Raw genomic sequence first — 13,813 nt, forward strand, 5'->3', positions numbered from 1 at the left:
AATTGTATTACGCAGCGCCACGTTGTTATGTGTCGCTGCGGAAAGAACAGGCGTTAGAGCCAGGTACCATTCCGGATGACGCCAACCGCCAGCCCTTCAATGGTGAAGTTTTGATCGCGCAGATCGACGACGATCGGGGAAAACTCGCTGTTTTCCGGCAGCAGTTCGACGGTGTTACCCTGTTTTTTCAGACGCTTCACGGTAACTTCATCATCAATACGTGCGACGACCACCTGGCCATTACGCACATCCTGCGTTTTATGCACTGCGAGCAGGTCGCCGTCCATAATACCGATGTCTTTCATCGACATACCGCTGACGCGCAGCAGGAAATCCGCATGAGGTTTGAAGAGATCGGGATCGACCTGATAGTGACCCTCGATATGCTGTTGCGCCAGCAGCGGTTCACCCGCAGCAACGCGGCCAATCAGCGGTAAACCGATATCCTCTTCTTCTTCCAGCAGCAGACGCAGACCACGCGATGCGCCGGAGACGATTTCGATAACCCCTTTGCGCGCAAGCGCTTTCAGGTGTTCTTCAGCCGCATTTGGGGAACGGAACCCCAATTGCTGTGCGATTTCCGCACGCGTTGGTGGCATACCGGTTTGGGTGATCCGATCGCGGATGAGATCGAACACCTCTTGCTGCCTGGCCGTTAATGCTTTCATCCCGCCCCCTGGGTGTATATACAGTTATGCTGTGAGTATATACAGTCAAAGGCGATTTTGGAACCAAATTTAAGCAAAAAACCAGGGTGTTATCGATTTCTGGAAGCGTTATCGAAAATGCGCCCAGAGAAGCGAGATCCAGGTAAACAGCGCCAGCAGGATCGACATCAGCACTGCCGCCGAGCCCATATCCTTCGCCCGACCGGAAAGTTCGTGAAATTCAGTACCAATTCGGTCTACGACAGCTTCAATTGCACTATTTAGGATTTCAACAATCATTACTAGCGACACCGAGCTAATCAGCAATACCCGTGTGACCGTGTCAATGTCCAGCCAGCAAGCAATAATGATAGCTAAAACAACGGCTAACAGTTCCTGGCGGAAGGCGGCTTCATTGATCCATGCAGCGCGAACGCCCTTCCATGAGTAACCTGCTGCTTTAATGATTCGGGTAATTCCGGTGGTATTATTGGCCATGAAAAGAACCTTTTTATGTAATAAACGTCAATGTCTACATCAGCGTACTGAGGTACAACAGAAATTACATGCGCTTTCTGATATTCTTGCGGCGCAATGGCACTATTATTAACCAGAGGCTTTTCATCTTTTATGTCCGGTTGGCCACGAATTTACTACAAATTACTGAATTTACCATTAAGTGTACTGGTAAAGAGTAAATCGATACCTGCAGAACCTGCACAGGAACTGGGTCTCGATACTTCACGTCCTATTATGTACGTGCTGCCTTATAACTCTAAGGCAGATTTGATGACGTTGCGTGCTCAGTGTCTGGCGCACGAACTGCCCGATCCGCTGGAACCCCTGGAAATCGACGGCGTACTGCTACCGCGTTTCGTGTTCATTCATGGCGGTCCGCGCGTGTTTACTTATTACACGCCGAAAGAAGAGTCCATCAAACTGTTCCACGACTACCTGGATTTACACCGCAGCCATCCGGATCTGGATGTGCAAATGGTGCCGGTATCGGTAATGTTTGGCCGCTCTCCAGGGCGTGAGAAAGGCGAGATTAATCCGCCGCTGCGCATGCTGAACGGTATCCAGAAATTCTTCGCTATCTCCTGGCTTGGCCGCGATAGCTTTGTGCGCTTCTCGCCGCCCGTCTCCCTGCGCCGCATGGCGACCGAGCACGGCACCGATAAAATTATCGCGCAGAAACTGGCGCGCGTGGCGCGTATGCACTTCGCGCGACAGCGCCTGGCCGCCGTAGGGCCGCGTCTGCCGGCGCGTCAGGATCTGTTCAATAAGCTGCTCTCTTCCAAAGCGATTGCCCGTGCGGTCGAAGACGAAGCACGCAGCAAAAAAATCTCTCACGACAAAGCGCAGCAAAACGCTATCGCGCTAATGGAAGAGATTGCCGCCAACTTCTCGTACGAAATGATCCGTCTGACCGACCGTATCCTCGGCTTTACCTGGAACCGTCTCTATCAGGGGATCAACGTACACAACGCCGAACGCGTGCGCCAGCTTGCGCACGACGGCCACGAGATTGTCTATGTGCCCTGCCACCGCAGCCATATGGACTATCTGCTGCTCTCGTATGTGCTCTATCACCAGGGGTTGGTGCCGCCGCACATCGCCGCAGGCATCAACCTGAACTTCTGGCCCGCCGGGCCGATTTTCCGCCGCTTGGGTGCCTTCTTCATTCGCCGTACCTTTAAAGGCAACAAACTCTACTCCACCGTATTCCGCGAATATCTGGGCGAGCTGTTCAGCCGCGGTTATTCGGTCGAGTATTTCGTCGAGGGCGGTCGTTCACGTACCGGGCGTTTGCTGGATCCGAAAACCGGTACGCTGTCGATGACCATCCAGGCGATGCTGCGCGGCGGTACGCGCCCTATCACGCTGGTGCCGATCTATATCGGTTATGAGCATGTGATGGAGGTGGGTACCTATGCGAAAGAGCTGCGCGGCGCTACCAAAGAGAAAGAGAGCCTGCTGCAGATGGTGCGCGGGCTGAGCAAGCTGCGTAACCTGGGGCAAGGTTATGTGAACTTCGGTGAACCCATTCCGCTGATGAACTACCTGAACCACCACGTTCCGGATTGGCGCGAGTCTATCGATCCCATCGAAGCGATTCGCCCGGCATGGCTGACGCCGACGGTGAATAACATTGCCGCCGATTTGATGGTTCGCATTAACAATGCCGGTGCGGCTAACGCCATGAACCTGTGCTGTACGGCGCTGCTGGCTTCGCGCCAGCGTTCGTTGACGCGTGAGCAGTTAACCGAACAACTCAGTTGCTACCTCGAACTGATGCGCAATGTGCCTTACTCGCCGGATTCAACAACGCCTGCCGCCAGCGCCGACGCGCTTATCGACCACGCGTTGCAGATGAACAAGTTCGAAGTCGAGAAAGACACCATCGGCGATATCATTATTCTGCCTCGTGAGCAGGCAGTATTGATGACCTATTACCGCAACAACATTGCCCACATGCTGATGCTGCCGTCGCTGATGGCGGCGATCGTGACCCAGCATCGCGCCATCTCCCGCAGCGATATTCTGCGCCACGTTGAGCTGCTCTATCCGCTGCTGAAAGCCGAGCTGTTCCTGCGCTGGGAAAAAGCCGAGCTGGCGGAAGTGCTGGAAAACCTGACGCAAGAACTGCTGCGCCAGGGCTTAATTACCGTCAAAGACGATCGCCTGAGCATCAATCCGGCCCACTCGCGGACGCTGCAACTGCTGGCCGCCGGCGCGCGCGAGACGTTACAGCGCTATGCCATCACCTTCTGGCTGCTTGGCAACACACCGTCAATGAACCGCAGCACGCTGGAAAAAGAGAGCCGCACGCTGGCGCAACGTCTGTCGGTGTTGCACGGCATCAACGCGCCGGAATTCTTCGACAAAGCGGTATTCTCCACGCTGGTGTTAACGCTGCGTGATGAAGGGTATATCAGCGACAGCGGCGATGCAGACCCGACGCGGACGCTGGGCGTTTACCAGATGCTGGCAGACTTGATAACGTCGGATGTGCGTCTGACGATTGAAAGCGCGACGCAAGCGGAAGTGTAAGCCAGGAAAGTCGCCGCCGGATGTCGCTTGCGCTTATCCGGCCTGTGGGATGAGATAACCTCGCAGGCCGGATAACATGCAGCCGCATCCGGCAGTTTTTAGATTCAGTGCAGGTAACTAAAAGCCAGCCCTAAAAACAGCACCAGCCCCACGTAGTTGTTGTTCATAAACGCTTTAAAACAGGCATCGCGTTCGCGTCCCGCAATCAAGATCTGTTGATAAACAAACAGCACGCCCGCCACCAGTACCGCAGCGTAATACGCCCAGCCCAGCCCGTTCAGCCAGCCAATAGACGCCATCAGTGCCAGCACGGCAACTTGCAAAATACCGATAATCAGCTTGTCGTAACGACCAAACAAAATCGCCGTCGATTTGATGCCAATCTTCACATCATCATCGCGATCAACCATGGCGTACTGGGTATCGTAAGCCACCGCCCACAGAATATTGGCGAAAAACATAGTCCAGCAGCTTAGCGGCACAGATTCACTGACGGCAGCAAACGCCATCGGAATTGACCAGCCAAATGCCGCGCCGAGCACCACCTGCGGCAGATGCGTGTAGCGCTTCATAAATGGATAAACCCACGCCAGCGCCAGCGCCGCCACCGACAGCAGGATGGTCATCATATTCAGCGTCAGCACCAGCGCAAAGGCCAGCAGCACCAGAACAACAAACAGCACCCGCGCTTCATTTTCCGTGACCGCGCCGCTGGGCAGCGGTCGGTTCGCCGTGCGTTTAACATGCCCGTCGAATTTGCGATCCGCGTAATCATTCACCACGCAGCCCGCCGCGCGCATCAGCCAGACGCCCGCAACAAACACCAGTAAAATCCACAGCGGCGGCACGCCAGGCGTTGCCACCCATAACGCCCACAGCGTTGGCCACAGCAGCAGCAACGCGCCAATCGGTTTGTCCGTACGCATAAGCCTGTGAAAGGCTAACAACTTAGTCTGCGTGAGACTCCACTCCATTCTATTTTCCTCTTAGTACAGCGGTGACGCAGGCAAAAACAGTTCTGTAAGCATCAAGGGTTTCCCCCCCAGACGCAGGCGGGAACGCCGTCCCCACAGCTGCTCATAACGGCCAATATCAATAAAATCACGCGTAAGCGTTGAAGAGGTAAAGAGATATCGCCCAAGCGGCGTATTGCCCAGCCGTTGCAACGCCATTTCCGGGCCGCTCAGGGTTGATTCCGGCACGACGGTGCGCCCGGCAAGCCAGGGGTCGCCATCTGCGCAAAGGATGATCTCCCGTAACCAGTAACGTGCCTCTTCCGGTAAATGCGCACGTTCAGGCGCAATCTCATCCGCCGTGACAAAGCCTTCCTGAATCAATGTGACGCTGACTTTTTTACCTTGCTGCTCAAAACGTTTGGTCATGGAATCTTCCAGCAACAGCCAGTCCAGCAGTTGCGGTTCCAGTTCGGGTATTGCGTCTACATAGCGCAGCGCACGCAATTGCGTAAGCGCAGGGTGTGACATGCCTTACTCTCCGGTACATAACGTAGCAATAGTGTATCGCAGAACAGGCAGGCTCGTGCGGGGAAACTTCAAACGGTTTTCATCAGCGCAACAGATGCGCAACAGCGCGCATCTGCGCCGGAAAAAGGGTGCGCCAGGCGACGCACCAGTTACTGCAAAATATCGGCAGTGCGGGGATGGGTTACCCCTTGCCTTTTACACTGCTGATAAAAGTGGCACGGGCGGTTTTCGACCCGAGGCGTTCAGCTTCATTCAATAATTTCAGTGCCTTATCAATATCGCCTTTGGCAGCAGCCTGTTTGATGGCCTGATTGAAATAACTCTCCGTATCATTCAGCATTGGCTCGCTTTTCGCGGCTGGCGCAGGCGCAGCAGCCGGAGCCGCTACCAGCGCAGGTTGTGCACTGTAGACCGGCGCTGCAGTGTTACCCACGGTGACCGGGCTTGGGCCGGAAGAGCCAAACAGCGGGCCGACCAGCACGCTGGAACCGCTGCTGTTTTTCACTTTCAGCGTCAGTTTCCCGTCAGTGCCGTGCTTCGCGATCGGATCAGGAATATCCGGTACCGCATTGCCGGTGCCTTTGGCATAGGCTTTTGCCGGATCGATTAATTTTGTGGTGCGTTGTAAGTCGTTGTTTGTAGTAAAGACCAGCACATAGATTTTTTGTTGTCCCAGCGCCGGCGTTAGGCGCATCACCCCTTCCAGGCGATCGGCGCTCATCACACCGGGTTCCTGGTAGGTAAAGTATTCGCTGGGGAAATAGGCTGAAGGCGTCATGTTCTGATCAAGAATCAGCACGTTCGGCGCAAATACGCTGGTTTGCTTATCCACTTCGCTGGTTAACGTCAGCGTCAATTCGCCGATATTCGCCGGTACGCTCCACGCCGCAACCGGGCCGCTAATACCTGGCACATCGAGGCGTTGACCGCCGGTTGACAGTTGCGTGGACTGTGTTTTCGATTGATCGACCGGCGTCCAGGTCAGTTGCTGTAATGCCGATGCCGGAATTGACGGCGCGGCAGTGGTGTTTTGCGGGACAAAATTGACATCAGCGAAGCTAACCCCGGGAGCGCCCGCCAGTAAACCGGCGGTCAGGCACAGGGCGACGAGACTTTTTTTCATTTTCATTGTTATCACCTTTTCTGCACGGGAACAGCGAACGCCAGGCAATAGCGCGCTGACCCAAGGGTTGAGGGGCTTGCGCCCCTCTTTTGGTCATTACGTCAGGTTAAGCGTGGATTACCACCAGATTTCCATCTGTGCGCCGAAGCTCCACTCATCGTTGTCGCCACGGCTGGTGGTGGTGAAACCAGAGTCGTTCGAAGCAGCGAAGCGCGTTACAGAATCACCGTTTTTGATGTAGCCCCATTTTTCATCCCATTTCGCATAGGTAGCGAAAATACGGATTGCCGGACGAGACCAGATGCTGTCGCCTGCCTGCCATTGCTGTGCAAGGGTGATTTTGTACTGGCCGTTTCTGTCGCCAGTCTGCTGGGATTTCACGTTGTCGTAGCCCACTTCCAGCAGGGTGCTCATGATTGGCGTCCATTTGTACATTGGACGAACGCCCACGGTCCACCAGTCGGTGCCGAGTTTAGAATCGAGATCCTGTTTCTGGTACATACCGACATACATCAGGTCCCATTTATCACTCAGCGTGATTGCACCGTGATCCAGCACGCGCCACAATTTGCCGTCGTTGTTACCACCGACGAAATCGTCAAAGCTGCCGGATTGGTAAGTCCCTTGCGGAACACCTTTACCCTGCGTGGTCATGGCATCGGTCGCGTACTGCAGAACAAACTTGTTGTAGCCTTTCAGCATGCTCTGAGTATGTTCAGCAGTGAACATCCAGCCATCTTTCGAATTGTCGCTGTTCACATAGCGATAATTGTCGGTTTTGTTTGAACGACCGTAATCGAAGCCCAGTTCCAGCATGCCGTCCGGGTTAGTCTGCAGACCAGCTAAACGCACGTCGAAGACATCGTTAGCGGTATCTTTAACCACGTCATAAACACCCGGGCTGCTGAAGGTGACAGAACCGCCCGCTTCAGAAGAACGGGTTGCTGCCAGAGAGAGTTTACCGAAGCCAAGATCGATGTTTTCCAGACCTGCGCCCGGGCCGGAGATATCCCAGTAGTAGAAGTCGATCATGTGCACATCATGACGCTGGTAGAAGCGTTTACCGGCCCAAATGGTGGCGCCTGGCAGCGCGTCGATCAGGTTTTTACCCTGCACGTTCGCTTCACGGAAGGCCGGGCTGGTGGCTTCCCAGTCATTTTGCTGTGATACGGAGTAAGCCACGTTCGTGTCGAAGTAGAAGCTCTTATCGCCCTCTTTCCACACTTCCTGGCCGAGTTTTAATTCTGCGTAGGTTTCACATTCGTTACCGAGACGGTATTTAGCACCTGCACCGGTCGCCTGGAAGCATTTTTGCTCGCCGCCGCTGCCGGTCCAGCCGATGCCGGAACGCGCGTAACCTTTGAAGTCGACGGCGCCCGCCTGCGCAGACAAAATGCCTGCGGTAATGGCGAGAGCCAGGGGTAGTTTGCGCAGAGTAATCATCATTCTATCTCCTGAGATCATTGCTTTTCTGTTTACACCTGGCCCTGAAAGGGTTGGTGTAAGTTTTTTTTGGGGTACGCTCAAACGCCTGGCTCTTTGTGTAACCGGCGGCAGGCGGTGCCATCTTCACGGAACAGATGGCAGCGCTCCGGCGGCAAGCCGATAGCGAATGTGGCACCCTCTTCTACCAGCACGACGTCAGCCTGGCGGTAGACCAGGTTCTGGCGTATTGCGGGGATCTGGATATGAATTTGTGTTTCGTGACCAAGCTGTTCTACGACCTGCACTTCCCCTTCCAGCGTGACATCGGCGATGTCGCTTGGAAGCAGATGCTCCGGGCGAATGCCCAAAGACATATTCGCGCCGACCTGCACATTGGCGCTGTCCACCGGCAGCCAAACCTGCTGGCGGTTAGGCAGCTCAACCTGCACCTGTTCAATGGCGGTGGCCGTCACTGTTACCGGCAGGAAATTCATCTTCGGCGAGCCAATAAAGCCCGCAACAAAGCGGTCAGCCGGGTAGTGATAGAGTTCCAGCGGTTTCCCGACCTGCGCCACGCGACCGGCGTCCAGCACCACAATCTTGTCGGCCAGCGTCATCGCTTCGACCTGATCGTGGGTGACGTAAATCATCGTGCGGCCAAGGCGTTTATGCAGACGGGAGATCTCAATACGCATCTGCACGCGCAGCGCGGCATCAAGGTTGGAAAGGGGTTCATCAAGTAAGAAGACGCTGGGTTCAGCCACCAGCGTGCGACCAATCGCCACGCGCTGGCGCTGGCCGCCAGAGAGCGCTTTCGGTTTGCGTTCCAGCAAGTGCGCCAGTTGCAACACCTCCGCCACCTGAGTGACGCGCGATTTAATGATCTCTTTTTTCGCACCCGCTAACTTCAGGCCGAAAGACATGTTTTCCGCTACCGACAGGTGCGGATAAAGCGCGTAGGACTGAAATACCATCCCGACGCCACGTTCGGCGGGGGGAACATCATTCATGCGGGTATCACCGATAAACAACTCCCCGCTGGTAATGGTTTCCAGCCCGGCAATCATGCGCAGCAGCGTCGATTTACCACAGCCTGACGGGCCGACAAACACCACAAATTCACCTTCGTGAATGTCGAGATTGATCTCTTTAGAGACCACTACATCGCCCCAGGCTTTCGTTACGTTACGAAGCTGTACGCTCGCCATGCCCTTCTCCCTTCGTTACAACCTGTCACCAACAGAAACATTCAACGTGGGCTGACTATGGGGCATCGATACAGCGGGCGAATCCTCCACCCCTGCGGTTTTTTATGGGGGAGGAGGCGGGAGGATGAGAAGGTTTGCTCTGCACCCCATATCGCCAGGTGACAGGCATTTTCGTGATGGAACCTGCAAAAATCGGCTCTTTTTTATGTGCGCTGACACACATAACGAAAATCTATGTAACACAGATCACACAAATCGCCCCAGGGGCGTAGGGATAAGGAGGATGAGAAGTACTTGTCAAAAAAGGAGACTAATCCCGTCAGACCACCTTGCACGTATCCACGAGCACATCACCAAATAGGACGGGATATATGAAAATCAAAACAGGCGCACGCATCCTCGCATTGTCCGCACTGGCGACGATGATGTTCTCCGCCTCTGCCCTCGCCAAAATCGAAGAAGGTAAGCTGGTTATCTGGATCAATGGCGATAAAGGCTATAACGGCCTTGCCGAAGTGGGTAAGAAATTCGAGAAAGATACCGGCATTAAAGTGACGGTTGAACATCCGGACAAACTGGAAGAGAAATTCCCGCAGGTTGCTGCGACCGGCGATGGCCCGGACATTATCTTCTGGGCGCACGACCGCTTTGGCGGCTACGCGCAATCTGGCCTGCTGGCAGAAGTCACCCCGGACAAAGCTTTCCAGGACAAGCTGTTCCCCTTCACCTGGGATGCGGTGCGCTACAACGGCAAGTTAATCGCTTACCCGATTGCTGTCGAATCGCTGTCGCTGATTTATAACAAAGACCTCGTACCGAACCCGCCGAAAACCTGGGAAGAGATCCCGGCGCTGGATAAACAGCTGAAAGCGAAAGGTAAGAGCGCGCTGATGTTTAACCTGCAAGAACCGTACTTCACCTGGCCGCTGATTGCTGCCGATGGCGGTTACGCGTTCAAGTATGAAAACGGCAAATACGATGTGAAAGATGTCGGCGTTGACAATGCAGGCGCGAAAGCGGGCCTCAGCTTCCTCGTCAAGCTGATTAAAGATAAACACATGAATGCCGACACGGATTATTCCATCGCTGAAGCGGCGTTCAACAAAGGCGAAACCGCGCTGACCATCAATGGTCCGTGGGCATGGGCCAACATTGATAAGAGCAAGATCAATTACGGCGTCGCACCGCTGCCCACCTTCCACGGTAAGCCATCCAAACCGTTCGTTGGCGTGCTGAGCGCAGGCATTAACGCCGCCAGCCCGAACAAAGAGCTGGCGAAAGAGTTCCTGGAAAACTACCTGTTGACCGATGCCGGTCTGGCGGATGTTAACAAGGACAAACCGCTGGGCGCCGTAGCGCTGAAATCGTACCAGGATGAGTTAGCGAAAGATCCGCGCATTGCCGCCACTATGGCTAACGCAAAAACCGGTGAAATTATGCCGAACATCCCGCAGATGGCCGCCTTCTGGTATGCAACCCGCACCGCTGTTATCAATGCCGTGAGCGATCGTCAAACTGTGGATGCTGCACTGAAAGACGCGCAAGGCCGTATTACCAAGTAAAAATGTGAATGCCTTATCCCCGGAAAAGGATAAGGCAACCTGGACAGTTGTATACACGGCATGATTCACGCAGATCGCGGCGGCAAAGTTGTGTATCCCCAGCGCTTACCAACGTAAGTGGCTGGGGCACCCAACCCTGGCCAACAAAGAGACAGCGTGAAAAGTGCCGCGTAGAGAGGAAATCCCCATGGATGTTGTAAAGAAGCGCCATTGGTGGCAAAGCCCACAGCTTGCCTGGACCGTCATTACTCTGATCGGGCTGCTGGTGGCATACCTTGTCGTTATGATGTATGCCCAGGGGGAATACCTTTTCGCCATTACCACGCTCGTGCTCAGTTCGGCGGGCCTGTATATTTTCGCCAACCGTAAAACCTACGCCTGGCGCTATGTTTATCCGGGCATGGCCGGGATGGGGCTGTTCGTCCTGTTCCCACTGATCTGTACGATCGCCATCGCCTTTACCAACTACAGCAGTACCAACCAGTTAACGCAGGAACGCGCGCAGCAGGTGCTGCTCGATCGCTCCTTCCAGGCGGGAAAAGCCTACAATTTTGGTCTTTATCCGGAAGGGGATGAATGGCGGCTGGCGCTCACCGATGGCGACAGCGGCAAAAATTATCTCTCCGACGCCTTTAAACCTGGTGGTGAACAGCAACTGGCTCTGAAAGAGGTGCCAGCGCTGCCGACCGGTGAGCGCGCGAATTTGCGTGTCATTACGCAAAATCGCCAGGCGCTGAACCAGCTTACCGCCATCCTGCCGGACGAAAGCAAAGTGATTATGAGCTCGCTGCGCCAGTTTTCCGGCACGCGCCCGCTCTACCAGCTCGCGCAGGACGGTACGCTGACCAACAACCAGAGCGGCGCTAAATACCGGCCAAATAACCACATCGGTTTCTACCAGGCGGTTAATGCTGACGGTAGCTGGGGCAGCGAAAAACTCAGCCCTGGTTATACGGTGACCATCGGCTGGGATAACTTCACTCGCGTCTTTACCGATGAAGGTATCCAGAAACCGTTTATCGAGATCTTTATCTGGACGGTGATCTTCTCCGTGCTGACCGTCGTACTGACCGTCGCTGTCGGTATGGTGCTGGCCTGCGTCGTGCAGTGGGAGTCGCTGAAAGGCAAAGCGATTTACCGCGTGCTGCTGATTCTGCCTTACGCGGTGCCATCGTTTATCTCGATCCTGATCTTTAAAGGGCTGTTTAACCAGAGCTTCGGTGAGATCAACATGATGCTGAGCGCGCTGTTCGGCATTAAACCAGCCTGGTTCAGCGATCCGACCACCGCCCGCGCGATGATCGTGATCGTTAACACCTGGCTTGGCTATCCCTACATGATGATCCTTTGCATGGGTCTGCTGAAAGCGATCCCGGACGATCTGTATGAAGCCTCGGCAATGGATGGCGCCGGGCCGTTGCAGAACTTTTTCCGCATCACTTTCCCGCTGCTGATCAAGCCGCTGACGCCGCTGATGATCGCCAGCTTTGCCTTTAACTTTAACAACTTCGTGCTGATCCAGTTGTTGACCAACGGCGGGCCGGACCGCATCGGCACCACCACTCCGGCGGGTTATACCGACCTGCTGGTGAGCTACACCTACCGCATCGCCTTTGAAGGTGGCGGCGGTCAGGACTTTGGGCTTGCCGCCGCTATCGCCACGCTGATTTTCCTGCTGGTAGGCGCGCTGGCTATCGTCAACCTGAAAGCCACGCGCATGAAATTCGATTAAGGAGGACGATATGGCTATGGTGCAGGCAAAATCGCAGAAGCTGCGGCTGTTTATCACCCATGTGTTACTGCTGGTGTTTATTGCCGCCATCATGTTCCCGCTGCTGATGGTGGTCGCCATTTCGCTGCGTGAAGGTAACTTCGCTACCGGCAGCCTGATCCCGGATAACATCTCCTGGGAGCACTGGCGGCTGGCGCTCGGCTTTAGCGTCGAGCACGCCGACGGTCGCGTTACGCCGCCGCCGTTCCCAGTGCTGCTGTGGCTGTGGAACTCGGTGAAAATCGCCGCCATTACTGCCGTGGGCATTGTCGCGCTCTCCACTACCTGCGCATACGCGTTCGCCCGTATGCGTTTTCCCGGCAAAGCGACACTGCTAAAAGGGATGCTGATTTTCCAGATGTTCCCGGCGGTGTTGTCGCTGGTGGCGCTGTATGCGTTGTTTGATCGTCTGGGACAGTACGTGCCGTTTATCGGCCTGAATACGCACGGTGGAGTGATCTTTGCTTATCTTGGCGGGATTGCGCTGCATGTGTGGACGATCAAGGGCTATTTCGAAACTATCGACAGCTCGCTGGAAGAAGCCGCTGCGCTGGATGGCGCTACGCCGTGGCAGGCGTTTCGCCTGGTGCTGCTGCCGCTGTCGGTGCCGATCCTGGCGGTGGTGTTTATTCTGTCGTTTATCGCGGCCATCACCGAAGTTCCGGTGGCCTCGCTGCTGCTGCGCGATGTCAACAGCTACACGCTGGCGGTCGGCATGCAGCAATACCTCAACCCGCAAAACTATCTGTGGGGCGATTTTGCCGCTGCGGCGGTGCTCTCCGCCATTCCGATTACGCTGGTGTTCCTGCTGGCGCAGCGCTGGCTGGTCAACGGCCTGACCGCAGGCGGAGTAAAAGGTTAACTTTCATCGTTGTTATCACGCCCTAAGTATTTCGGGTTAGAGCAAGGCGGCGACTGCACGAATCCCCTGGAGCTTACTGAAGTAAGTGACTGGGGTGAGTAAAGGAAGCCAACACAGCTATCACCCGAAAGATGACAGGCGTTGCCACTGCACCCTCAACTTAACTTGTGAAGTCGTTGGCGGCCCAAAAGGCCGCCTTTTTTTATTCACGCTTTAGCCGTTTGGAGTTACATAACCACAGGGTGATCACCAGCAGCAGGATCGCCGCAGAGTAGATCAGCACATCCATCGGCGACTGATGATCGACGATGATCAACCGCACGATCGCGGTGATGCCGATATAGATAAAGTAGCGCAGCGGAAAATGGAAACCGGACTGAAAGTACTTCACAATCAGTGCGATAAATTCGAAGTAAAGGAAGTAGACCACCAGCCCTTCCACCAGCTCATACTTGCTGGTCTGTACCGGCGAAAACAGTACATCCGCCAGATGCAGCGTCTCTTTGCCCAGAAAAACAATCAGGATCAGCCCCAGGCTCAGCAGACCCAGGTTCAGCACGGTCTGCAAAATAGCAGAAACAAACTCAGCGCGTGGACGAGTTAGCGACGTCATAACAGCACCTCATTTTATGTGGGGAATTCCCTGTATAACGTAAAAATGTGATCTGGATCTACAT

General features: G+C 54.9%; 12 protein-coding genes. 4 read left to right on the top strand and 8 right to left on the bottom strand.

What is annotated here, in order from left to right; all coding sequences use genetic code 11:
• Positions 1–53: 53 nt before the first annotated feature.
• Together lexA and AWR26_RS24045 are read right to left on the bottom strand one after the other, a co-directional pair.
• Positions 54–668 (bottom strand): transcriptional repressor LexA, encoded by a 615-nt coding sequence (gene lexA / locus AWR26_RS24040; protein WP_007372425.1) that lies wholly within the window; start codon positions 666–668, stop codon positions 54–56.
• Positions 669–776: 108 nt separating this feature from the next.
• Positions 777–1,145, bottom strand: coding sequence for a diacylglycerol kinase (locus tag AWR26_RS24045; protein WP_064568812.1), 369 nt, complete (start codon positions 1,143–1,145; stop codon positions 777–779).
• A 132-nt stretch (positions 1,146–1,277) separates the two neighbouring features.
• Here AWR26_RS24045 and plsB point away from each other — a divergent pair, with 132 nt between their 5' ends.
• On the top strand, positions 1,278–3,701 hold the full coding sequence (gene plsB, locus AWR26_RS24050) for a glycerol-3-phosphate 1-O-acyltransferase PlsB (protein WP_064568813.1): 2,424 nt from the start codon (positions 1,278–1,280) through the stop codon (positions 3,699–3,701).
• 104 nt (positions 3,702–3,805) lie between these two features.
• Here plsB and ubiA read toward each other — a convergent pair whose 3' ends face one another.
• The 5 genes from ubiA to malK all read right to left on the bottom strand — a co-directional run bounded on the left by ubiA (position 3,806) and on the right by malK (position 8,941).
• A complete protein-coding gene (ubiA, locus tag AWR26_RS24055) occupies positions 3,806–4,675 on the bottom strand; it encodes a 4-hydroxybenzoate octaprenyltransferase (protein WP_035889711.1) in 870 nt (289 codons plus the stop codon).
• A 12-nt stretch (positions 4,676–4,687) separates the two neighbouring features.
• Positions 4,688–5,185, bottom strand: coding sequence for a chorismate lyase (ubiC, locus tag AWR26_RS24060; protein ID WP_064568814.1), 498 nt, complete (start codon positions 5,183–5,185; stop codon positions 4,688–4,690).
• A gap of 181 nt (positions 5,186–5,366) precedes the next feature.
• Positions 5,367–6,314 (bottom strand): maltose operon protein MalM, encoded by a 948-nt coding sequence (malM, locus tag AWR26_RS24065; protein WP_064568815.1) that lies wholly within the window; start codon positions 6,312–6,314, stop codon positions 5,367–5,369.
• A gap of 111 nt (positions 6,315–6,425) precedes the next feature.
• A complete protein-coding gene (locus AWR26_RS24070) occupies positions 6,426–7,754 on the bottom strand; it encodes a maltoporin (protein WP_043955715.1) in 1,329 nt (442 codons plus the stop codon).
• A gap of 77 nt (positions 7,755–7,831) precedes the next feature.
• Positions 7,832–8,941, bottom strand: coding sequence for a maltose/maltodextrin ABC transporter ATP-binding protein MalK (gene malK / locus AWR26_RS24075; protein WP_064568816.1), 1,110 nt, complete (start codon positions 8,939–8,941; stop codon positions 7,832–7,834).
• Positions 8,942–9,312: 371 nt separating this feature from the next.
• On the opposite strand from malK, the gene malE reads away from it, so the two are divergent.
• The 3 genes from malE to malG all read left to right on the top strand — a co-directional run bounded on the left by malE (position 9,313) and on the right by malG (position 13,136).
• Positions 9,313–10,503 carry a maltose/maltodextrin ABC transporter substrate-binding protein MalE gene (gene malE, locus AWR26_RS24080; protein ID WP_064568817.1) on the top strand — a complete coding sequence of 397 codons (1,191 nt, stop codon included), beginning with the start codon at positions 9,313–9,315 and terminating at the stop codon, positions 10,501–10,503.
• A 187-nt stretch (positions 10,504–10,690) separates the two neighbouring features.
• The gene (gene malF, locus AWR26_RS24085) at positions 10,691–12,235 is read left to right on the top strand and encodes a maltose ABC transporter permease MalF (RefSeq protein WP_064568818.1); all 1,545 of its coding nucleotides are present in this window, start codon (positions 10,691–10,693) and stop codon (positions 12,233–12,235) included.
• Between the two features lie 10 nt (positions 12,236–12,245).
• A complete protein-coding gene (gene malG, locus AWR26_RS24090; protein WP_064568819.1) occupies positions 12,246–13,136 on the top strand; it encodes a maltose ABC transporter permease MalG in 891 nt (296 codons plus the stop codon).
• Positions 13,137–13,338: 202 nt separating this feature from the next.
• Here the strand turns inward: malG and psiE are convergent, their stop codons facing one another.
• Positions 13,339–13,749: a phosphate-starvation-inducible protein PsiE gene (gene psiE / locus AWR26_RS24095; protein WP_064568820.1), complete on the bottom strand. Its 411-nt coding sequence runs from the start codon at positions 13,747–13,749 to the stop codon at positions 13,339–13,341.
• Between the last annotated feature and the right edge of the window lie 64 nt (positions 13,750–13,813).

The sequence above is a fragment of the Kosakonia oryzae genome (assembly GCF_001658025.2).
Lineage (GTDB): Bacteria > Pseudomonadota > Gammaproteobacteria > Enterobacterales > Enterobacteriaceae > Kosakonia > Kosakonia oryzae.